At 64.8% G+C, this 22438-nt stretch carries 15 protein-coding genes; 12 read left to right on the top strand and 3 right to left on the bottom strand.

What is annotated here, in order from left to right; genetic code table 11:
* Positions 1 to 18 precede the first annotated feature (18 nt).
* Positions 19 to 3573: a non-ribosomal peptide synthetase gene (locus ACZY0B_RS03545; protein ID WP_463762595.1), complete on the bottom strand. Its 3555-nt coding sequence runs from the start codon at positions 3571 to 3573 to the stop codon at positions 19 to 21.
* Between the two features lie 100 nt (positions 3574 to 3673).
* On the opposite strand from ACZY0B_RS03545, the gene ACZY0B_RS03540 reads away from it, so the two are divergent.
* Entirely contained in the window at positions 3674 to 5308 is a 1635-nt protein-coding gene (locus tag ACZY0B_RS03540) for a (2,3-dihydroxybenzoyl)adenylate synthase (protein ID WP_463762594.1), read from the top strand.
* Between the two features lie 101 nt (positions 5309 to 5409).
* On the opposite strand, the gene ACZY0B_RS03535 is transcribed toward ACZY0B_RS03540, so the two are convergent.
* Complete coding sequence (locus ACZY0B_RS03535; protein ID WP_463762593.1) at positions 5410 to 6858, bottom strand: FAD-binding oxidoreductase; 1449 nt, start codon at positions 6856 to 6858, stop codon at positions 5410 to 5412.
* A gap of 219 nt (positions 6859 to 7077) precedes the next feature.
* Here ACZY0B_RS03535 and ACZY0B_RS03530 point away from each other — a divergent pair, with 219 nt between their 5' ends.
* From ACZY0B_RS03530 to ACZY0B_RS03495, 8 genes are all read left to right on the top strand, one after another.
* Positions 7078 to 7503 carry a hypothetical protein gene (locus tag ACZY0B_RS03530; RefSeq protein WP_463762592.1) on the top strand — a complete coding sequence of 142 codons (426 nt, stop codon included), beginning with the start codon at positions 7078 to 7080 and terminating at the stop codon, positions 7501 to 7503.
* Between the two features lie 376 nt (positions 7504 to 7879).
* The gene (locus ACZY0B_RS03525) at positions 7880 to 8278 is read left to right on the top strand and encodes an MmpS family transport accessory protein (RefSeq protein ID WP_463762646.1); all 399 of its coding nucleotides are present in this window, start codon (positions 7880 to 7882) and stop codon (positions 8276 to 8278) included.
* Positions 8275 to 11103, top strand: a complete 2829-nt coding sequence (locus ACZY0B_RS03520) for an MMPL/RND family transporter (protein ID WP_463762591.1) — start codon at positions 8275 to 8277, stop codon at positions 11101 to 11103. The genes ACZY0B_RS03525 and ACZY0B_RS03520 overlap by 4 nt, the downstream gene beginning before the upstream one ends.
* A gap of 91 nt (positions 11104 to 11194) precedes the next feature.
* Positions 11195 to 12313, top strand: a complete 1119-nt coding sequence (locus ACZY0B_RS03515; RefSeq protein WP_463762590.1) for an alpha/beta hydrolase — start codon at positions 11195 to 11197, stop codon at positions 12311 to 12313.
* Between the two features lie 2 nt (positions 12314 to 12315).
* Positions 12316 to 13176: an SDR family NAD(P)-dependent oxidoreductase gene (locus ACZY0B_RS03510; RefSeq protein WP_463762589.1), complete on the top strand. Its 861-nt coding sequence runs from the start codon at positions 12316 to 12318 to the stop codon at positions 13174 to 13176.
* A gap of 25 nt (positions 13177 to 13201) precedes the next feature.
* The gene (locus ACZY0B_RS03505) at positions 13202 to 14122 is read left to right on the top strand and encodes a ferritin-like domain-containing protein (protein WP_463762588.1); all 921 of its coding nucleotides are present in this window, start codon (positions 13202 to 13204) and stop codon (positions 14120 to 14122) included.
* On the top strand, positions 14119 to 15621 hold the full coding sequence (locus ACZY0B_RS03500) for a flavin-containing monooxygenase (protein ID WP_463762645.1): 1503 nt from the start codon (positions 14119 to 14121) through the stop codon (positions 15619 to 15621). The genes ACZY0B_RS03505 and ACZY0B_RS03500 overlap by 4 nt, the downstream gene beginning before the upstream one ends.
* A 7-nt stretch (positions 15622 to 15628) precedes the next feature.
* Positions 15629 to 16576: a MerR family transcriptional regulator gene (locus ACZY0B_RS03495; protein WP_463762587.1), complete on the top strand. Its 948-nt coding sequence runs from the start codon at positions 15629 to 15631 to the stop codon at positions 16574 to 16576.
* Between the two features lie 4 nt (positions 16577 to 16580).
* Here the strand turns inward: ACZY0B_RS03495 and ACZY0B_RS03490 are convergent, their stop codons facing one another.
* Positions 16581 to 17933 (bottom strand): salicylate synthase, encoded by a 1353-nt coding sequence (locus ACZY0B_RS03490; protein ID WP_463762586.1) that lies wholly within the window; start codon positions 17931 to 17933, stop codon positions 16581 to 16583.
* Positions 17934 to 18467: 534 nt separating this feature from the next.
* On the opposite strand from ACZY0B_RS03490, the gene ACZY0B_RS03485 reads away from it, so the two are divergent.
* From ACZY0B_RS03485 to ACZY0B_RS03475, 3 genes are all read left to right on the top strand, one after another.
* Complete coding sequence (locus ACZY0B_RS03485) at positions 18468 to 18689, top strand: hypothetical protein (protein ID WP_264058678.1); 222 nt, start codon at positions 18468 to 18470, stop codon at positions 18687 to 18689.
* A 266-nt stretch (positions 18690 to 18955) separates the two neighbouring features.
* Positions 18956 to 20191, top strand: coding sequence for a sodium-dependent bicarbonate transport family permease (locus ACZY0B_RS03480; RefSeq protein WP_463762584.1), 1236 nt, complete (start codon positions 18956 to 18958; stop codon positions 20189 to 20191).
* Between the two features lie 324 nt (positions 20192 to 20515).
* The gene (locus ACZY0B_RS03475) at positions 20516 to 22429 is read left to right on the top strand and encodes a SulP family inorganic anion transporter (protein ID WP_463762583.1); all 1914 of its coding nucleotides are present in this window, start codon (positions 20516 to 20518) and stop codon (positions 22427 to 22429) included.
* Positions 22430 to 22438 lie beyond the last annotated feature (9 nt).

Here is a 22438-nt window from a genome sequence, read left to right as displayed (position 1 = left end):
TAATCAGGTCACGGAATGTCATTGTGCCGCTTCATAGTTTGCGGATTGATCAGTTGCGTCCAGAACCAAGTCAGCGTCCATGCCGATAACCTCCAGATACAACTCGGCGACCTGGTCCAGCCGGCCGGGGTCGCGCTCGCGGCGACCGAGCAACCCGGCCAGCGCCGATACGGTTCGGTTGGCGAAGACGTCGGCGACCATCACATCCGGGCTGTCCAGCCAGCTGCGGATTCGAGCCACCGCTTGGGTGGCAAGCACCGAATCGCCGCCGAGGGCGAAGAAGTCGTCGTCGAGACCGACCCTATCCAGGCCGAGCAATTCCGCGACGATGCCGGCAAGCGCGGATTCCAGTGCCGTCGATGGCGCCCGGTAGCCGGGTGTGTCGGTGTCCGAGCCGGAGACGGCGGCGGCCAGTTGCCCGGCGACGACGCGGCGGTCGATCTTCCCGGCATCGGTGAACGGAATGTTCTCCACCAGCAGTACGTGACGCGGAATCATATGCGTGGGAAGGACATCGACGAGAGCATCGCGAATCTGCTCGGGAGTTGGCTCGGTGTCGCCAGATGCCTCCGCACAGACGGCCGCGGCCAGTACCTCGGATCCGCCCGACCCGGACAGCAAGGCCGCCAACGCGATTCGCACTCCCGGCAACCGCCGTATCGCGGCCTCGACCTCGCCGAGCTCGACCCGGTACCCGCTGATCTTGATCCGGTGGTCGGCGCGGCCGACGAACTCCAGCGTGCCGTCCGGCCAATACCTGGCCAAATCACCCGTGCGATACCAGCGTCGGCCGTCATGCTCGACGAATCGCTCCGCGGTGAGATCGGGACGACCGCGGTAACCGCGCGCGATGCCGCGGCCCGATACCCAGAACTCACCGGGCACCCAGTCGGGGCAGTCGTCGCCGGTGTCGCTGACGACACGGCACGCGTTGTTGACAAGCGGCGTCCCAAAGGGCAGGGCGGTCCAGTCCGCCGGCAGCGCGGCAGCGTCGAGCACCTCGAAAATCGTGTTGTGGACCGGGGTTTCGGTCGCACCACCCAGGCCGGCGAACCGCACATTGGGTGCCTCGGCCGCAAAGCGGCGAGCCAACTCGGGCCGCACCCAGTCGCCACCGGTGGGAATCACCCGTACCGACGAGAGTCCCCCGCCGGCCACCTCGATCAGCATCTCCAGCCAACCCGGCATGAAATGCAGCACGGTGATGTGGTGGAGGTCGATCAGCCGGGCCCACGCGTCAGGATCGCGGCGTTGCGCCTCGTCGACCACGACGATCGACCCGCCCGTCCGCAAGGTGACGAAGAGGTCCATCACCGAAATGTCGCCTTCCAGCGTCGACAGGGCCAGGCATCGATCCTGCGGCCCGATCTCGAAGTGATGGCCGATGAATTCCACCGTGTTCATGGCGGCGTCGTGTGTCACCTCGACACCTTTGGGTTCACCGGTCGAGCCCGAAGTGAACAAGACGTAGGCGAGGTCGGCGGGATCGACTCTCACAGACTGAATCTCGGCGCCGGCCGTCACGTCGGCGAGCACGTCGGCAAGCGTCAGCGCGGGCACCGGCAACGACGGCTGCTGTCCGCCGCAGACCAGGGCCAGCCGCACGCCTCCGGTTTGCAGGATGCGCTCCGCGCGCTCGCGGGGTTGATCGACGCCGATCGGTAGATAGGCCGCGCCGGCCGCCAGGATGCCCAACACCGCGGGCACCTGCTCGGCGGACTTCGGGCCGACCACCGCGACCGTGTCGCCGGCCTCGACCCCGGCCGCACGCAATGCCGCGACCACTGCCAGCACCCGATCACGCAACTGCGCATAAGTGAGGTCACCGGAACTGGAAAACACCGCGGGAGCATCGGGCCGCTGCTCGGCCTGCCGGAAGAACCCGTCGTGCAACGCCTCTCCGCTGGGCTCGGCGGTGCGGCTGTTCACCGCGTCACGCACCGCGCACTGTTCGGCGGGCAGCGCCGACGGGCCCGCGAGCTCCCACGGTTCGTCGCCGGAAGCCAATCGCAGTAGCTCGTCGACTTGGTCAGCGAACATCGCATCGATGACGCCCGGCGCGAAAACGCCGTCGCGCACGTCCCAGTTCACCAGCACTCCGCCGTCGAACTCAGTGACCTGAGCGTCCAGTAACACCTGCGGGCCCTGGGAGATGATCCATCCGGGTGTGCCGAATTGCTCTGTGACGTCAGCACTGAACAGTTCTCCGAGTCCCAGCGCACTGGTGAAGACGACCGGCGCCAGCACCTGGGTGCCGCGGTGGCGACTCAGATCGCGCAGCACGGACAGCCCGGAGTAGGCGGAGTGCGCGGCGGCGGTCTGCATGGCATCCTGCACCGCCCGCGCCCGCTGCGCGGGGGTTGCTGCGCCCGTCAGATCGACGTCGAGTAACAGCGACGAAGTGAAGTCGCCAACCAACAAGTCGACGTCGGCGTGCAGCGCCTGCCGCCCGAACAGCGGGACGTTCAGCAAGAACCGCGAGGTGGCCGACCAGCGGGCCAGGACATTGGCGAACGCGGCGGCCAGCGCCATCGCCGGCGTGATTCCCCGCGCTCGCGCGCGGGAGAACAGGGCGTCGCGAGTCGCCGAGTCCAGCCAGTGCCAGCGACGCGTTCCGCGCCGTGAGTCTCGGCCCCCGAGCACGGGCGGCATCGGCGGGTCGGGCAACTGCGGGATACGTTGCGCCCACCACTGTCGGGCGGCATCGCGAGCCGGCTGTGGACGCTCCTCGTCGCGCACCACGGCTTGACGGTATTCCCGGTAGGTGTAGCCCAATTCGGGTAAATCGCGACCGCGGTAGAGGGCGGCAAGGTCGGACATCAGAGTGCGGTAGCTCATCGCGTCGGCCGCCTGCATGTCCAGATCGACGTGCAGCCGCGAGCGCCACCCGGGCTGGGGGCACCGCCCGCTTGCGGGGGACAGCGTCAGCGCGAGTTCGAACACCGCGCCGCCGAGCTGCTGATGCGACTTTTCGTCCCGGATCGCGTCGAGCCGCTCGGCGACCCGATCCGCGTCCAGGTGCCGCAGATCCTCGACGACCACGGGGAACTCTCCGCACTCGTCGGCCGCGGCGATGCGCTGCGTGCCGTCGGGCAGGAACCGCACGCGCAGCATCGGGTGACGAATCGCCAGCCGGGTGGCCGCCGCTCGCAGTCGGACCGGATCGATCGGCCCACCGTCAAACTCCACATACAGGTGCCCGGCGACCCCGCCGAACTGCTGGTTGTCGTGGCGGCCCACCCACATCGCGTGCTGCATCGGGGCGAGCGGAAACGGCTCGCCGGATGCGTCGGCGCCGTCGCTATCGGGGGCCCGCTCGTCGGCGTCGGCAGCCCGTGAGCCCGCGGCTGCTACCAGCTTCGACCAGGCCTCGATCGTCGGCGTGGCAGACAGCGTGGCGAAGTCGACGTCGATGCCCCGGCGGCGCCAACGACCGGCAAGCGACATCATCCGGATCGAGTCCAGGCCCTGGCTGATCAGGTTGTCAGCTGGCTGAACAGCGTCAACACCGACGCCGAGCAGTTCGGCTACCTCCGCACGGATGTCCTCCGAGCCCGCGGGGGCACGCACCACGACTCTCCTCCTGAATTAGCACAGGCTGCCCTAATTTGGTTTGGTTACCCTATCCTTTATCCCGACGCCTTTGCTACCAAGCCCCCCTTAAGGAGCCCCGGTGATCCCGAACACAGCGCAGCCCGTAGCGGGTTTTGTGCCGTTCCCCACCGACCGGGCTGCCACCTATCGAGCGGCTGGCTATTGGGCGGGCCGACCCCTGGACTCCGTCCTGACCGAGGCGGCCGCGCGCTGGGCGGACAAAGTCGCGGTGCTCGACGCGCGCGCCGACCGGGGTATGACGTTCGCCGAACTCGACGAGCGGGCACGCCGCGCCGCCGCGGGGCTGCGTGCTCTGGGCATCGCGCCGGGCGACCGCATTCTGCTGCAACTCCCCAACGGCTCGCAGTTCGCGGTGGCGCTGTTCGGACTGTTGCGGGCCGGGGCGACCCCGGTGATGTGTCTGCCGGGCCATCGCGCCGCGGAGTTGGGCCGCTTCGCGGCGGTCAGCCAGGCCACCGGGCTCCTGATCACCGATACCGCAAACGGTTTCGACTACCGCGCCATGGCGCGCGATCTTGTGCAGCAGCACCCGGGCCTGCGGCACGTCATCGTCGATGGCGATCCCGAGTCGTTCGTGTCATGGGCCCAGCTCTGCGAGTCCGCCGCCGACACCGAGCCTCGTCCAACGGCCGACCCGGGATCGCCTGCGCTGCTGCTGGTTTCCGGCGGCACCACCGGACTGCCCAAGCTGATCCCCCGCACGCACGACGACTACGTGTTCAACGCGGCCGCGAGCGCCGAGATCTGCGGCCTGCGCTCCGACGACGTCTATCTGGTCGTGTTGTCGGCGGGCCACAACTTCCCGCTGGCCTGTCCGGGCCTGCTCGGCGCGATGACGGTGGGCGCCACCACGGTGTTCGGCACCGATCCCAGCCCCGAGGCCGCCTTCGACACGATCGCGCGCCATGGCGTCACGGTCGCCGCCCTGGTCCCCGCATTGGCCAAACTGTGGGCACAAGCCTGCGACTGGGAGCCGGTCACCCCAAAGACATTGCGGCTCTTGCAGGTTGGCGGGGCTCGGTTGGAGCCCGACGACGCCCGCCGGATTCGTCAGACGCTGACTCCGGGCCTGCAGCAGGTGTTCGGGATGGCCGAGGGGCTGCTGAACTACACCCGCCTCGACGATCCGGCCGACGTGATCGAACACACTCAGGGCCGGCCACTGTGCGCGGCCGACGAACTGCGGATCGTTGACGGCGCGGGTGAGCAGGTAACACCCGGCGAAGAGGGCGAGCTGCTGGTGCGCGGCCCCTACACGCTCAACGGCTACTTCCGGGCCGAGCGCGACAACCAACGCAGCTTCGACCCCGACGGCTTCTACCGCAGCGGCGATCTGGTCCGTCGACGAGACGACGGCAACCTGGTGGTCACCGGCCGGGTCAAGGACGTCATCACCCGCGCGGGTGAAACGATCGCCGCCCAAGACTTAGAAGAGCAGATGCTGAGTCACCCGACGATTTTCTCGGCCGCCGCGGTGCCGCTGCCGGATCCCTATCTGGGTGAAAAGATCTGTGCCGCAGTTGTTTTCACCGGCGAGCCGATCGGCCTTGCCGAGTTGAACGCATATCTTGACCGGCGCGGTGTCGCCGCGCACTCGCGGCCGGACATGTTGGTCGCGATGCCGGCGCTGCCCACCACGCCGATCGGAAAGATCGACAAGAAGGCGATCGTCCGCCAGGTCGGCACCGCGTAATCAGGTCGGCACCCCGTGTCGAGTGTGAACTCACGGCTATCGGTGTGTAGTGACGGCGCCCTGAGCGCACACTCGACGCCGTCATCGCGCACTCGAGGCGGCTAGTAGTTCAGACCGGAGAACATGACGCGGCCGGGGTCGACCTTCTGTCGTACCGCGGACAGCCGGGAGAGGTTCTGGCCGAAGTAGCGCGCGGGTGGCTGGTTTGCCTCGATGTAGTTCACATAGCCGCCTACCGAATACGCTTGCACCGCTTGGTGAGCCGTGCTGAGCCAGTTCGTTGCGGCCGCCGGGTCGCCGGTCTCGACGTACCACTGCACCAGCGCGGTCTGCCGGCGCCACGGAAACGCGGTGGCCCCCGGTGCCACGGTCGCCAGCGCACCGTCGAGGGCGTGCATGATGGCCAGCATGCGGCCCGCGCCGCGCGGAAAAGCGTTGACCGCGGCGGCGATTCCCTGCGCGGCGGCCGGGGTGAGACTCGGAAAGACATCCGATCCGCCGACGTAGCCGAGCGGGGCCGGGTTGAGGTTGTTGACGGCCAGATACCTCACCAGGTCCATGCGGTTGAACGTGTGGTTCTCGGTTCCGGTCGGCTGTATCCCGACGGCAGCGATGATGGCATTCGCCACGCTGGGACCCGACCCGGCCGGGCAGGTGGCGAGAATCCGACATTGCGAACCCGTGCCGTCGTTGGTGCTGTCGGCCAACGCCCAGCTGTTTCGGTCGGCGGTGCGCAGCCAATTCGCCCAACCGACGAGAACCTGCGCGAACGACTGCGGCGGGAAGTTGAGGTTCACGGCGTCGACGTCGTGGGTGGCAAAAGTGTTGAAGGTCATCGAAGTGGTCACCCCGAAGTTGCCGCCACCGCCGCCGCGCAGCGCCCAGAACAGGTCGGGGTTGCTGTTGGCAGACGCGGTAACCGCCTGGCCGCCAGGTACCACGACGGTGGCCGACGTCAACTGGTCGCAGAGCAGTCCGGCGTGCCGGGAATCGGCGCCCATCCCGCCGCCCAGGGCGTGTCCCGCCGCACCGACCGACGGGCAAGTACCCGTCGGCAGGCCACGGCCGGCACCGGCCAGCGTCTCGTGCATCGAATACAGACTCGTCGCCGGCGTCACCGTGACCTGGCCGGTAGCGGCGTCGAAGTTGATTCCGCCGGGCAGCTGGCGCAGGTCAAACACCATGGCGCCGTTCGCCGTAGACGCGCCGATATACGAGTGCCCACCGCTGCGCGGCGCGACCTTGAGGTGGTTGGCGGCCGCGAATGCCATCGCCTTTTGCACGTCCGCCGCCGATGTGGGGGTGACGATCGCCGCCGGACTAAAGCCGTTGTAGTTGGTGTTGAACACCTGCTTGGCGGCCCCGAATTGGGGACTGTCCGGGAGTAGCACCTTACCGCCGAGGGCGCTCGAAAGTCCGTCCCAGCCAGTGGCATTCGGTGCGGCGGCAGCCGGGACCGAACCGAGTCGGCCCGATCCGAGCATTGCACCGGCCGCTAACGCTCCGGCGGCACCACGCAGAAACGTCTGCCGCGAGATCTCACGCGCCATCGTCGGACTTCCGCGATTGCGTCATGCCCCGCATTGTTGAACCACGCGCTCCGCGGCAGCGCCCGACGTGCGGCGGTATAACCGAAACGAGCCCGAACCGTTACCGCCGCCTGACCGAACGCGGGGCGCACACCATTCCCCGCACGACACGCGCGGGCCTAAGCTAGTGATCGATCGCGTCCACAACCGGGAGCGACCGCACGGAAAAGGAGCGAGGTAATGGCCCAGGGTCTGTATGGATTGCTGACCGTCCTTGCCCTCGCCCTGGCTCTGGTGTTGGTAGCCGTTGCTACGGTGTTCGTCGCGCGAATGGAACGCCGAGTACCTGCTCCGATCAGCGAAGAAATTGGCAGCGCCAAGACCGTTCTCCATAAAGTCCGCAAAGGCGAGCCCATGTCGCCCGACGAGGTGAGCTTCGCAAAGCAGGTCGTCGCCGATCGCAGCTCTTTGCGGGCGTTGTGCATCCCCGCCGCGTTGTTCATGTTGGGGTGCTTTTTTGTGTTCGGCAGTCTTTACCATTTGCATGGGGCGACACCGTCCGAGCGGACATTCCTGGGAGTGATTCCGATGCTCACGTCCACAAACCTGGGCCTGCGGATGGTGAGCAGCGCACGGCTGAAGGGGCGCTTGCGGAAAATGGCGTAACGCAACGCCACGTGGCCACATCCACACCCACTCTCACGTGCCATTTTCCACTGGCAGCACTACTTGCAGCAAAACCCCGGGCATCGCGATTCGCCGTGCTGCCGTTTTCGTGGATTCCCGGTGAGTTCAGGACGGGGCTCGTCCCTGTTGCCGAGAGCACCAGCGGATGGCAACGTCCGTGATCATCGTGTTCGTTTTTTCGCGTAGAGCCGCTAGTCTTGACGATCAGTCCAAGCCATTGGGCACACGACCGTCTACTATCTGAACCGGCGCGAGGGCGGGATGGGATGAGAGCACAAGGTCAGGGGCCGGAGCCCGAAAAGGTGATCGAGTGAGCCCGCGTTCAGCCGGGAGGACCGTCCTGGCGCGAATGTGGATGCCGTTGGTCGCGGTCGTTGCGGTCGGTGCGGGCCTGCTGTGCATGCACAAGGTGCACCAGTTCTCCGAGCCGGAGCCGGTCATCACCGTCAACGGTCCGCAGGCACCCGATGAGTTCAACATCAAACGGATCACCTATGAGGTGTTCGGCTCCGCAGGGCAAGGCGGGAAGCTTGTCTACATTGACATCGACGGCCACCCGCATCAGGTTGATGTCACGACACTGCCGTGGAGCCACACGGAGACCACCACGCTAACGGTGGCGTCCGGCAGCATCTCGGTGCACGTGAGTGGCGGTCAGGTGGGCTGCCGGATGCTGGTGGATGGCGTCGTCCGCGATGAACAGTCGAGTGACCATCAGGACGCCGACGTCCAGTGCAGAGTGAAATCGGCATGAGCGAGCACCGCACCGATGAGCCCCGCGTCAAACGCCCTTTCATCCCCAGGATGGTCCGCGCCTTCGCGATACCGATCATCTTCTTCTGGGGCCTTCTCGCGGTCACGACGAACACCTTTATGCCCCAAGTAGAACGGGTCGCAGAAGAACTCGCCGGACCGATGGTCCCGCACTACGCGCCCTCACAGCGGGCACTGCTGCACATCGGCGAAAAGTTCCACGAATCCAACTCGACCAACTTGACCATGGTGGTGTTCGAGGCGAACCGGCCACTGGGAGACCAGGACCATCGGTACTACGACGATCTGATGCGCCGCCTCGAGCGCGACACCAAGCACGTGCAGTACGTGATGGATTTGTGGGGCAAGCCGTTCACCGCGGCGGGGGCGCAGAGCGTCGACGGCAAGTCCACCTATGTGCTGTTGCGTCTCGCCGGTGACATCGGCCAGATTCAAGCCAACCAGTCGGTGGACGCCGTCCGCGACATCATCAAGAAGGACACCCCGCCGCCCGGGCTCAAGGTCTACGTCAGCGGCGCGGCCCCGCTGGCCTCCGACACGTTGGCTATCGCGAATGCGAGCCTGAACAACGTCACGATCGTCACGATCATCCTCATCATCGTGATGCTGCTGCTGGTGTACCGCACCCCGTCCACCCTGTTGGTGCCCTTGCTCGGCGTCCTCATCGAGATGCTCGTCGCGAAGGGCATCATCTCGACCCTCGGGCATTACGGATACATCGAACTCTCGTCGTTCGCGGTGAACATCGTCATCGCGCTAACCCTGGGAGCCGGAACGGATTACGGCATCTTCCTTATGGGTCGCTATCACGAGGCGCGACAGGCCGGCGAAAGCCGGGAAGACAGTTTCTACATCGCGTACAAGGGTGTTGCGCCCATCATCATCGGTTCCGGGCTGACGATCGCCGGTGCGTGTTACTGCCTGACGTTCGCGCGCCTGAACTACTTCCACACCATGGGGCCGGCAGTAGCGATCACCATGCTGTTCACCATCGCGGCAGCGATGACGCTGGGCCCGGCGGCCTTGACCGTCGGCAGCCTTTTCGGGATGTTCGACCCGAGAACCACCGTCCACGGACGTCTGTATCGGCGGATCGGGGCGAGCGTGGTGCGCTGGCCGGTGCCGATCCTGGTGGCCAGCTCCGCCATTGTGATGCTCGGAGCAATCTTCGTGCCGACCTATCGGCAGAACTACGACGATCGCCAGTACCAGCCGGCCAATGCGCCCGCAAACCTGGGTTTCCAAGCGGCCGATCGGCATTTCCCCAAAAGCAAGCTGTTCTCCGAGATGCTGATGGTCGAGACCGATCACGACATGCGCAACTCGGCCGACTTCATCTCGCTGGACCGGGTCGCCAGGGCGCTGATTCGGCTGCACGGTGTGGCGATGGTGCAGGGCATGACCAGGCCGTTGGGCCGCGCGCTCGAACACGCCAGCATCCCGTACCTGTTCACCACGCAAGGCAGCGGCAACGGTCAACAACTCCCGTTCAATAGGGAGCAGAACTCCAACACCGATGCGCAGGCCGAGATCCAGTCGCACTCTGTCGCGGTCTTGCGGAAAGAGATCGGCTATTTCCAAAAGGTCTCCGATGAGCTGCACCAGACCGTGCTCACCGTTCAGGATCTGGAAAAGATCACCCAGGAGATGAACGAGGAAGTCTCAAATCTCGACGACTTCTTCCGTCCGATCAAGAGCTACTTCTATTGGGAGAAGCACTGTTTCGACATCCCCATCTGCTGGGCATTCAGATCGGTATTCGACACGATCGACCACATCGACCATTTGGCCGAAGACATCACCCGCACCAAAATGTCGCTCGAGGAGGTCGACAAGGCCTTCCCGCAGATCATCGCCCAACTGAAAGCCACCGCCGACGACACCGAGGCACTGCAGTTGAAGTTGGTCAACAGTTACGGTTCGGCGGATCTGCAGGCCACCCAGACCGAGCAGACATTCGACGATTCGATCAACGTGGGCAACGACTTCGACAAGTCCCGCAGCGACGATTTCTTCTACATCCCGCACGAGGCCTTCGACAACGAGGACCTCAAGGCGGGCATGAAGTTGATGATGTCGCCGGACGGGAAGGCGGCCCGGTTCATCGTCACCCACGAGGGTGACGCCATGGGCCCCGAAGGCGTGGAGCATGTACAACAGTTTCCGGACGCGATAAAAACGATCCTGAAAGAGACGTCCCTGGCCGGCGCCCGGGTATACATCGGCGGTTCGGGGTCCAACGACAAGGACATCAAGGAATACGCCACGTCGGATCTGCTGATCGCGGCGATCGCCGCCTTCGTGCTGATCTTCTTGATCATGATGTTCATCACGCGAAGTCTGGTGGCGGCCTTGGTGATTCCCGGCACGGTGGCCTTTTCCTACGCCGGGGCGTTCGGGTTGTCCATACTCGTCTGGCAGCACCTGATCGGCCTGCACCTGCACTGGCTCGTCCTACCGCTGACGTTCATCATCCTGGTGGCGGTCGGATCGGACTACAACCTGCTGCTGATCAATAGGGTCAAAGAGGAGCTGCACGGCGGAATTCACACCGGTCTGATCCGCGCGCTGGGAAGCACGGGCGGTGTGGTGACCTCGGCGGGTCTGGTGTTCGCCTTCACGATGCTGGCAATGCTGACAAGCGATCTGCGAACGATCGGGCAGGTGGGTTCCACCGTCTGCATCGGCCTGCTGCTCGACACCCTGATCGTGCGTTCGTTCGTCGTGCCGGCGATCCTGCGGATCCTCGGGCCGTGGTTCTGGTGGCCGACGCTGGTGCGCAACCGCCCGCTGCCGCAGCACTAACGCCGGATTGTGTGAGAGACCCATCCCGCCTTGTGCGCTCACCCCAAAGCTGCCATTGACGAATGTCACCATTTGCGGTTGACTCCGTTGCATGGCGGACGTCGTTCCGGCCCGTGGGTCATTGCGGTCCCGCGGCGCGGCAGCGGTAAGCACCTACACATTGCGGCCGTTCAGCGGGCTGGTGCCGCCCGAGCGGGCGTGGGGAATTTGGCTGTCGCGCCGAATGATCGCGCGGGTCATGGCCACCTTCGGCCCGTCGGTGGCGGGCACGCGCGTTGAACAGGTCGACACCAGGTTGTCCGACGGCCGCCGGGTCAAGGGCGAATGGGTGTACGGGCCGCGAACGCCGACGAGCGAGCCTTCGCGTTCGTCGACCGAGGCTGGGCCGATGGGCGCCGGCTCTTCTCGCGGGCAAGCCCGCTCGTCGACCGACGCTCGGCCGATGGGCGCCGGCTCTTCTCGCGGGCAAGCCCGCTCGTCGACCGACGCCGGCGCGGTCTACTACGTGCACGGCAGCGGCTACGCCGTGTGTTCGCCAAAAACCCACCGGCGGTTGGCATCCTGGCTGTCGTCGCTGACCGGCTTGCCGGTGTTCAGCGTCGACTACCGGCTGGCACCACGCTATCGCTTCCCGACCGCCGCCGACGACGTCCGCGCGGGTTGGGACTGGCTGGTGCCAACATGCCGCGTACCGGCGAAACAGATTGTCGTGGCCGGTGATTCGGCGGGCGGCCACCTGACGGTCGACATGCTGTTGCAGCCAGAGGTCGCCGCGAACTCCCCCGCCGCGCTGGTGTTGTTCTCGCCGCTGATCGATATGACATTCGCGCTGTCGCGCGCCCGCGAGCGGATACGCCCCGATCCCGCCATTCGGGTGCGCGACGCGGCCCGCCTGGTCGCGCTCTATCACGCGGGCATCGATCTCACCCACCCCCGGTTGACGCTCGACATCGCTGGCGGAGCAATGCTGCCCCCGACCCTGGTTCAGGCCGGTGGGGCCGAAATGCTGCAGGACGACGCGCGGCGGCTGGCCGCCGACGTCAAAGCGGCCGGCGGCCGCTGCGAGCTGCAAGTGTGGCCGCACCAAGTCCATGTGTTCCAGGCACTTCCACGCATGACACCAGAAGCCGCCAAGGCCATGGCCTACGTGGCACGCTTCATCGCCCACGCGTTGCAGGATGCGCGCGCCCTGGCCGACGAGGTGGGCTGACGATGTTGGGTCCGCTGGACAAGCTGCTCGGCAAATCGACATCCACCAGCCACAGCGCGTTGGCGGTGGTGACCGGGGCCGGCAGCGGCATCGGAGCCGCGTTCGCCGTCGAGCTCGGCCGCCGCGGGGGCACGGTGGTGTGCAGCGACATCGACGAAGCCGCCGCACAGATCACGGCCGACGCGATTATCGAGCAAGGCGGCACAGCAGTGGCCGTCCGCTGCGATGTCTCGCGATTCGACGACGTGAGCACCCTGGCCGACCAAGCACAGTCCTTCTTCGGGGCCGCACCCACCCTGGTCGTCAACAACGCCGGTGTCGGCGCCGGCGGCGCGGCGATCGGCGATGTGCCCCTGGATGATTGGACGTGGACCCTAGGCATCAACTTGTGGGGTCCGATACACGGCTGCCACGTGTTCACCCCGATTCTGCGCGAGGCTGGGCCGTCACATGCCCCACGCGGCATCATCAACGTCGCCTCGGCGGCCGCGTTCGGCGCCGCCCCGGGTATGGCCGCCTACAACGTCAGCAAGGCCGGTGTTCTCTCGCTTTCCGAAACGCTGGCCGCCGAATTGTCCGGCACCGCAATCCGGGTCACCGTGCTGTGCCCGACGTTCGTCAAGACCAACATCGTCGAATCGGGCCGCATCACCGAGCAATCCGGTGAGCTCGCCGCCAAACTGATGCGCTGGACCGGCCTCTCGGCGCAGAAGGTGGCGCGAACCTGCCTGGACGCTCACGATCGCGGCGAGCTGTACTGCATGCCACAACTCGACGCCAAGATCGGCTGGAATATCAAACGTATTGCCCCACAGGCATACACCCGCGCGATTGGGCTTGTATCCCGCGCAAACATGCACTGATAACCCTGAGTGAAAGGAGCTGCTGGTGGCCATCGACATGGAAGCCATGCTCGCCAAGATCAAGGATCGGCAATGGGCACTCGCCGACATCGACTGGGACGCACCGGGCGCCGACACCATCAAGCCCGAATTCCGGCCCAAGCTCAAGGCCTTCATGGCCGACCTGTGCTGGATCGAGAACATCGGCGCCCGGGGCTTCGCGGCGCTGGCCAAGAAGGCGCCCGACGCGACCATCGCCGAGATCTACCGGTATTTCCACGCCGAGGAGCAACGCCACGCCAACGCCGAACTGGCGCTGATGAAGCGCTGGGGCATGCTCGAGGACGGCGAGATCCCCAAGCCCAATGTCAACATCCGGTTGGCCATCGAGTGGCTGGACACGTTCGCCGACGACATGCCGCTGTCGGTGCTGGGCACCGTGATCCCGATGCTGGAGGTGGCACTCGACGGTGCGTTACTGAAATTCCTGCTGGAATCCGTGCAGGATCCCGTCTGCCACCAGGTTTTCGAGAAGATCAACAACGACGAATCGCGGCATATCGCCGTCGATTTCGAGGTACTCGAGATGATCGGCAACGCAAAGGCCCGCCGCCTGGCTATCGAATTCGTCGGCCGCTTCGCATCACCGGGCCTGATCCTCGGGATGGTCATGTACGTACCGCTACTTAACCGCGTCCGCAACGAGATGGCCGGGATGGGAATGGAACCCGAGCGACTGTTCAACGCGGTCAACCGTTTCAAGCAACTCGGCGATCGGGGCGAACGTACCCGGCGGGTGCCTACCTACAAATTGCTCAAGCGGCATGGCATGTGGGTGGTCAACCCCAGACATCCCTATCAGCTGCTGGCCAATTCCATGGTGTGGCTGTCGGATTTGTATCCCAAGCCGCTGCTGCGGCCGATGCCGAGCTGGTCGAAGGAACTCACCCACGAGCCGGCGGCGTGATCATGAGCCCCGACCACATCCACGCAACACTGATCATCGGAGCCGGCTTCACCGGACTCGGATCCGCAATTCGGTTGGCCGAGGCCGGGGTTGGCGACATCGTCATCCTGGAGCGCGCCGACCGGGTGGGTGGAACCTGGCGCGACACCACCTACCCGGGGGCCAGCTGCGACGTCCCGTCGCTGCTGTACTCGTACTCGTTCGTGAAGAACCCGACCTGGTCGCGGACGTACTCACCGGCCCCGGAGATCTGTCGCCATCTCGAGGACATGGCGACCAGATTCGATATCCGCCGTCACATCCGGTTCAACCACGAGGTCAGCGACCTGACCTTCGACGAGTCCACCGGTGTGTGGACGGCTAAGACCAAGAACCGCAAGCGCTTTCGGGCCCGCACCGTCGTCTTGGCGTCCGGCCCCCTGTCGGATGTCAGCTTCCCCGACATCCGCGGCCTGGACAAATATCAGGGACACAAGATTCACAGCGCCCGCTGGGATCACGACTACGACTTCACGGACAAGCGCGTCGCCGTCGTCGGTACCGGCGCCAGCGCCATCCAGATCGTTCCCGAACTGGTCAAGCAGGCCGGGTTCGTCAAGGTGTTCCAGCGCACCCCCGGCTGGGTGCTGCCGCGCCTGGACACGGCGACGCCGCCGGCGGTGCAAGCCCTGTTCGCCAAAGTTCCCGCCATCCAACAACTTGCCCGCCAGGCGCTGTTCTGGGGCCACGAAGCCAGTGCAACGGCTCTGGTGTGGGACACCCCGCTCACCTCACTGGTGGCGCGATTGGGCCAGGTCAATCTGCGCGTTCAGGTCAAAGACCCGTGGCTGCGCCGGCAGCTGACGCCCGACTTCGCTCCCGGATGCAAGCGCATGCTGGTCTCCAGCGACTACTACCCGGCGCTGCAGCGCGACAACTGCAAGCTGGTCTCCTGGCCCATCGCGACGCTGAGCCCCGCCGGCATCCGCACCAGTGACGGCGTCGAACACCACCTCGACTGCATCGTGTTCGCCACGGGCTACGACGTCCACCTCACCGGCCCGCCGTTTGCCGTCACCGGTCTCGGCGGCCGGTCGCTGGCCGACGAATGGGCCGACGGCGCACAGGCTTACAAGAGCATCAACGCGCACGGCTATCCGAACCTGTTCTTCATGACCGGCCCCAACTCCGGGCCGGGTCACAACTCGCTGCTGGTCTACATCGAAGGCCAGCTCGACTACGCGGTGCGGGGTATCCGCACCATCCTCGACGACGACCTGCGCTACCTCGATGTGCGCGAAGACGTCCAACTGCGCCACAACGAGGACATCCAGCGCCGCCTCACCAAAACGACCTGGATGTCGGGTTGCCGCAGTTGGTATCTCACCAAGGACGGGTTCAACGGCTCGATGTACCCGGGCTTCGCGACGCAGTATCTTCGCCAGATGGGCGATTTCCGCTACGCGGACTACCATGCGGTGGCGCGCCGGGCCACGGCGCGCGTCACCTCCAGCGCCTGAGGACGAAATGGCACAGAACCGACCGGAACCCGGCACGATCGCCAGCGTCCTGTACAACGTGCGACGGGCGCCCAAACGCGTTCGGCGCCAATCGCGGGACTTCATCGAGACCGCGGTGTCTCAGCTTTTCGACGCGGCCGCACGCCAGCCGCACGGGGTCGCGGCGTCCGGGGAGTACCGGATCGACGACCTGGCCCGGCTGGCCGGCACAACCACCCGCAACATCCGGGTCTACCGCGACCGCGGACTGCTGCCTCCGCCACTGCGGGTCGGCCGAATCGCCCTGTTCAACGACACGCATCTGACCCGGCTGCGACTGATCACCTCGATGCTCGACCGCGGCTACAACATCGCGCACGTACGCGAAATGCTCAGCGCGTGGGAGGAAGGCAAGAACCTCGGCGATGTGCTGGGCCTGGAGACGGCCATCGTGGGTAGCTGGACCTCCGAAAAGCCGGAAACCATGCCGCTCGTCGACGCCCAGCGGCTCGTCGACGACCCCACCGCATTCGAGCGGCTGGTCGCACTGCAGGTGATCCGGGTGGACGGCGAGCGGGCCACCGTGATCCGGCCCAAGCTGATCGAAGCGTTCAACGAGATCCGTGGCTACGGGGTCAAATTGGAGAAGCTCGTCGACCTGCACGAGCAGATCGTGCCCGAGATTGACAAGATCAGCGACTTGCTGGTGCGTGCCGGCGCCGAACACGTCATCGACAAGATCAAACCGGGCCAGGCGCTGCCCGCGGATGCCGAGATCGCCGAGCTGATCACCATGCTGGTCCGATTCCGCACTCAGGCCGTGGCAACAGTCACGGCAACGCTCGCGTCCTCGATCGAGTCGAACATCGAGTCGTTGGCCAGCCGCATCCTCGCTGACTATCTGGAACGCTCACCCGAGGCCGGGCCAGAAGCGGTCCCCGACGAGTTGTCCGCACGCCGGCGCAAGGCCAACTGAGAAGCTACTGACGCGCAATCAAATACGGCGCCAGGGTGGACAGCTTCTCGCAAGTCTCCTCGAATTCGCGCTCGGCCAACGACTCTTCGATGATTCCGGCACCGGCCCGCAGCCACGTCGTACCGTCGGATTCGTAGGCCGCCCGCAGCGTCAGCGCGGCATCCAGCGCCCCGTCAGCCGAAACCGTCACCACCGCACCGGAATACAGCCCGCGCGGTCCTTCGTCCAGACGCAGGATCGCCTCGACGCCGGCGCCTTTCGGGATGCCCGACGCGGTAACCGCCGGGAAGAGCGCTTCCAAAGCGTCCATCCGGTCGCTGGACGGATCCAGACGCCCGCTGACCGTGGAGCCCAGGTGCTGCACGCTCCCCCGTTCCCGCACGGTCATGAAATCGGTCACCACCGCTGTTCCGGGTTCGGCGATCTCGCTCATCTCCTGCAACGAGCTGCGCACCGAAATAGCATGCTCGACAATCTCTTTCGAATTCGTCTCCAGGTCATCGCGAGCTTGGCGATCGTTGGCCGGACCACGACCGAGCGCGCGGGTGCCGGCCAACGGCTCGGTGATCACTTCGCCGTCCCGACGGACGGCCGTGACGAGTTCGGGGCTGTAGCCCAGCGCACGGATTCCGCCCAGCCGCAGCAAGAACGACCTCACCGGCGTGTTGTGCCGACGGCCCAGTCGATAGGTGGACGGGAAGTCCAGCGCGAACGGCACTTCCACCGAACGGGAAAGAATCACCTTGTTGTAGTTGCCGGCGGCGATCTCGCTCACGGCCGTGGTCACGCGATCGCGGTAGCCCGACCCGTCGGCGGTGATATCGATCTCGCGAGTTTCGCGCAGATTGGGCACGTCCTCGCGCAGCATTTCCAATACCGCTTCGCGGTGATTTTCCGCCGCATCGGAAAGGGAAACGCCGTCCTGGCTCACCACGATGCGGGAAATCGGCCAGAACAGTCGTGCCAGTGGAGTGCCCGGGGCCAACCGTTGCCGTAGTCCGTAACGGTAAACGCCGAATTCGAATGCGATCCAGCCGAACAACTGATCGGTTTCCAGCAACAGACAATCAATGGCTTCGCCCAGCACCGATCCCGGTCGCCCGGACCACTGTTGCCGCCGCGTCACACCATCGCGGATTACCCGCAGCTCGTCGCTGTCCAGCTCGATCATCGCGTGCACACCGCTGGCGAGCACCCATTCACCGGCGTTCTCGTAGAGCAAGTACTCCTCGCCGAGCCGTTCGGGCAGGACCGTGGCGAGCTGACCTGCCAGGTCGGCCGGATCGATATGCGCAGGAAGGGGAATCGGCAACGACGTAGAGCCGATGGGGGTTGTCTCGACGCTGGCCTCGGTCACAGCTAGTAAATGTAGCCTAACCTATGAAAGTCCCCAAGCAGTGGTCGTGTGTGCTCGGTCTCCTTAGCTGCGCACTCCATACGCATCGCGTGGAGTTAAAGCATCAGCCGTTGTCACGGCCCCCCTTCAAGGGGCTGCGGCGGTAGCCCAGGACCTATCTCGCCCAATACCGTTTCCGCAGCCAGAGGCGGTAAAATCGGCATTTGCGGGGTGGAAATGAGCGCCCTCTGCGAGGCACCCGAAGCGGCCGAACGTTTCCAGATCGTTTACCTACCGGGCCCTGCGCGACGGGCTACCATAACCGGAGTTCTCCCAACGAAGCTGGTTTGCGCAGCGACTCGCCAAGCTCAGCGGCGGGGGGTTCGGTACACCGCCGTCACGTACTCCTGCGCATTGGGGCGGCGGGGATCACGCCAGATGCGGCATAGGACTAATGACAGAAAGGCGTAACAAGACTTTAATCCGACCGGGTTTACGAATCGCCCAGCAAACGCCCGATCGCCATCTATCCCTCCATCGATCGAGAGGAAGAATATGTTTGTGATCAGGCTCGCGAACGGTGAGGAAGTCCAGGCGTCCGACGGCGACGAGCTCGAAATTAACCAGGAGACCGGTGTCCTTACGGTTTCCCGGGTCGATGGATTCGAAGAAATTACGACGCATTACTCGCCGTCGGCGTGGCTATCCGTGACCCACCGCAAACGAGGCGCCGGGGTCAGACCCTCGCTAATTTCCGGTGGAACGACGACACGCTAATCCTGACAGCAAATGCACAGCGAACTCACAACGCATTCACGCTAATCTCAGCTTACCCGGTCCCACCAGCACCGCTGTGACCACCGGTTTTGTGATGCGCGACCATTTTGGCGCGGCCTGGAACGGCATGCACATTTCGGGCTCAATCCGAGTGGCGGTTTGACAGCGGCAGAGCTAAATTTTCCACGGTCGTCGGGATGTTCGTGGTCGCCCCTGCTTGCGGACAGTGCTTCCCCCGGGCCACCGGACAGATAATGAGAGGCACCATGCTGCAAGAGTTCTGGCATAACTTCACGCATAACCTGTTCAAACCACTTCTGCTTTTCTTCTACTTCGGATTCCTCATTCCGATCTTGAAGGTGCGATTCGAGTTCCCCTATGTGATCTATCAAGGCCTCACCATGTATCTGCTGCTGGCTATCGGCTGGCACGGGGGTGAGGAACTCGCCCAGGTCAACGCCTCCAGCGTCGGGGCGATCGTGGGATTCATGGTGTTGGGCTTTGTGCTCAACTTCGTGATCGGCGTTATCGCCTACTTCCTGCTGACTTGGCTGACCAAATTGCGGCGAATCGATCGGGCAACCGTCGCCGGTTATTACGGGTCGGACTCGGCCGGCACCTTTGCCACCTGCGTGGCGGTTCTGGCCGCCGTCAACATCGCCTTCAACGCGTACATGCCGGTGATGCTGGCCGTCATGGAGATTCCCGGCTGCCTGGTGGCGCTGTACCTGGTCGCCCGGCTGCGGCACCGGGGGATGGACGCGGCAGGCAACATGGCCGACGAGCCCGGCTACACGCCGGTAAAGGTCGGGGTCGGGCCCGGCACCGCGGCACGGCCTCCGCACGGCCAGAGCCTGGAGACCGAGCGCGCACTTGCGGTCGAGGAGGAACTCGAGCTTTCGCTCGAAAAGGGCGAGCGCACTGAGGAACTCGACGTGAGCCCGAGCGCGCCGCTCGGCAAGAAGCCGTCCCTCCTCTCTCGTGAGCTTTTCCGGGAGGTCTTCCTCAACCCCGGGCTGGTGCTGCTGATCGGCGGCATCGCCATCGGCCTCATCAGTGGCCTGCAGGGCCAAAAGGTTGTGCAAGACGACGACAAGTTCTTCGTCTTGGCGTTCCAGGGCGTGCTGTGTCTGTTCCTGCTCGAGATGGGCATGACGGCCTCACGCAAGTTGAAAGACCTGAGAACGGCGGGGCCCGGCTTCATCTTCTTCGCGCTGTTGGCCCCGAATCTCTTTGCGACACTGGGGATTTTCGTCTCCTGCGGCTATGCCAGCCTGGTCCACACCGACTTCAAGACGGGCACCTATGTGCTGTTCGCGGTCTTGTGCGGTGCGGCGTCCTATATCGCCGTTCCTGCGGTCCAGCGATTGGCAATACCGGAAGCCAGCCCGACATTGCCGCTGGCCGCATCACTGGGTCTGACGTTCTCCTACAACGTCACCATCGGAATCCCGCTCTACATCGAGATTGCCCGCGTCGTCGAACGGTGGTTCGGCGTCTGACGCCGTCACCCTAGAAGCATCCGCACGACCGCGTCGGCCAAGCGATCGGCCGCGCGGTGCGGCGCTGGTTCGCGATCACCTCAAATGGCGCTACCCCAGCACCGTGCGGACCGCGGTGGGTAATCCTCGTCAGGCCCATCACGGAGAGCACTGATCCGGCCACTCGTCGGGTCGCTACCAGTTCGACCTACTACCCACCCCGACACCGGTGGGCTGACTGGATGCCTCCGTGCTGCCAGAGTGCTGTGTCAATGGCTCGTAAATGTGGTGTCAATTGTTCGTAAAGAGCCGTTCACTCGGGTCGCAGCGGGTGTGAGAGGGGGGATGCTCCATGAGTTCCGTGTGAATTTCACCCACAACCTGTTTGAGCTACTGCTCAGAGGAGGCTCGCCGATGCTGTTGAGAGGGGGCTCACCAACGCTGCCGGATCTAGCGGTTCGGACCGAAAAGCCCCGCAATGGCCTTGCCGGTCTCAAACACTGGCGCTATGACCTTCGCTCGGGTTTCACGGTGGCCATGATCTCGCTGCCGTTCTCGATGGGAATCGCGATGACCTCGGGTGCGCCGCCGATCTGCGGGATCATGTCGGCGATCATCGCCGGTTTCATCTTGCCGTTCGTGGGCGGCTCGTATGTGACGATCAGCGGGCCGGCCGCGGGCCTGGCGCCGGCCCTATTCGCTGGCATGATCGCACTGGGACACGCCCACCTGGGACATGGCGGCTCTACATCCGAGTTGCTGGCCGTGGGATACCCCTTGGTCCTGGTCGCCATCGCCATCGCCGGCGTGTTACAAGTGATCCTTGCCAAGTTGAAGGTCGCGCGCCTGAGCGCCATCTTCCCGGCCGCGGCCATCCACGGCATGCTGGCGGCGATCGGCCTGATGATCATCGTCAAGCAGATTCCCCTCTTCATGGGAGTGAAGTTCGAGGCCCACGAATTCTGGGCGGTCCTGGGCGAAGTGCCCAGCCATGTCCACTCGATGAGCCCCAAGGTCTGCGCCCTGGGGATCGGCTGCCTGGCGGCGCTGTTCGCGCTCGCGGTCGTGCCCTGGCGGCTCTTGAAGATCATGCCGCCTCCGGTCTGGGTGTTCGTAGGCGGCACGTTGGTCAGCGCATTCATCCTGAAGGTGGACAATTCCCACCTGATCAACATTCCCGACTCGCTCGAGCACGGGATCGTCTTCCCCCAGTTCGGTGAGGCATTCACCGATGCCGCAGTGTGGCTGCCCCTGGCCTACCTGGTTGTCACGCTCCTGTTGATCGACGCGACCGAGTCCCTGGCGACGATCGCGGCCGTGGACAATATCGACCCCTATCGCCGCCGGTCCGACCCGGACAAGACCTTGCTGGCCATGGGCATGTCCAACGGCGCTTCGAGCATGCTCGGCGGCTTGACCATCATCCCTGGCATGGTCAAGAGCACGGCGAACGTCATGGCCGGCGGCCGAACCCAGTGGGCCAACTTCTACAACGCCTGCTTCCTGCTGACGTTCGTGCTGGTCGGCCGCTACGTGATCGACATGGTCCCGATGGCCGTGCTGGGCGCCATCCTCGTCTTCATCGGCTACAAGCTGTGTAAGCCCGCGCTCTGGCTCAAGCTCGCGCGGATCGGGACGGAGCAGTTCGTCGTCTTCGTCACCACATTGCTCGTGACCGTGACGACGGACCTGCTCATCGGCATCGTCGCCGGCGTGGCCCTGGAGTTGCTTTTGAACCTGTGGTACGTGGGCCTCTGGCACACGCTGAGCAACGGGTCGCAATTCGCCAGACCGAATTTTGCAGCGCGCTTCCTCAGTCTCTTCCGCAATCCGGTGTCCCAGCGGGAAGCCGATGAAGACACGTACCACCTGTACCTGGATGGTCCCCTTGTGTGTTTCAACCTCTTCCACGTGATTCGGGAGCTGGGGCAACTTCCGGACGGCACCCAGACGGTGTATCTCCACTTGAGCTCCCGTGTGCCGCTCGTCGATCACACGACAGGTGAATCCCTCCGTTATTACCTGGAAGAGTTCAGCGGCCAGGACCAAAGTCCGAGGCTGGTGATCGAGGGATGGGACCACATGCGATCTCTGTCCAAACATGAGACGAGCACGCGGATTGCGATAGCCGCCGTCGAGAAGGCGGTCTCCACGGATCGAGCTGAACCTGAGCTGAGGATCGCCATAGCCACCGTCGAGAAGGTGGCGTCCGCGGATCGCGCCGAACATGAGTTGAGGATCGCGCAGACGACGGATTGACGGCCGCAC

The organism is Mycobacterium sp. IDUB_19, assembly GCF_055419445.1.
The sequence above is the reverse complement of the archived record's forward strand: the minus strand, read 5'-3'. Positions and strand labels throughout refer to the sequence as shown.

Bases quoted from the DNA above. Each gene is read 5' to 3' on its own strand.
- ACZY0B_RS03525 (WP_463762646.1), top strand. From the start codon at position 7,880: ATGCCGTTGGTCGCGGTCGTTGCGGTCGGTGCGGGCCTGCTGTGCATG.
- ACZY0B_RS03535 (WP_463762593.1), bottom strand. From the start codon at position 6,858: ATGGCGCGTGAGATCTCGCGGCAGACGTTTCTGCGTGGTGCCGCCGGA.
- ACZY0B_RS03495 (WP_463762587.1), top strand. From the start codon at position 15,629: ATGGCACAGAACCGACCGGAACCCGGCACGATCGCCAGCGTCCTGTAC.
- ACZY0B_RS03475 (WP_463762583.1), top strand. From the start codon at position 20,516: ATGCTCCATGAGTTCCGTGTGAATTTCACCCACAACCTGTTTGAGCTA.
- ACZY0B_RS03510 (WP_463762589.1), top strand. From the start codon at position 12,316: ATGTTGGGTCCGCTGGACAAGCTGCTCGGCAAATCGACATCCACCAGC.
- ACZY0B_RS03480 (WP_463762584.1), top strand. From the start codon at position 18,956: ATGCTGCAAGAGTTCTGGCATAACTTCACGCATAACCTGTTCAAACCA.
- ACZY0B_RS03530 (WP_463762592.1), top strand. From the start codon at position 7,078: ATGGCCCAGGGTCTGTATGGATTGCTGACCGTCCTTGCCCTCGCCCTG.
- ACZY0B_RS03515 (WP_463762590.1), top strand. From the start codon at position 11,195: ATGGCGGACGTCGTTCCGGCCCGTGGGTCATTGCGGTCCCGCGGCGCG.
- ACZY0B_RS03520 (WP_463762591.1), top strand. From the start codon at position 8,275: ATGAGCGAGCACCGCACCGATGAGCCCCGCGTCAAACGCCCTTTCATC.
- ACZY0B_RS03485 (WP_264058678.1), top strand. From the start codon at position 18,468: ATGTTTGTGATCAGGCTCGCGAACGGTGAGGAAGTCCAGGCGTCCGAC.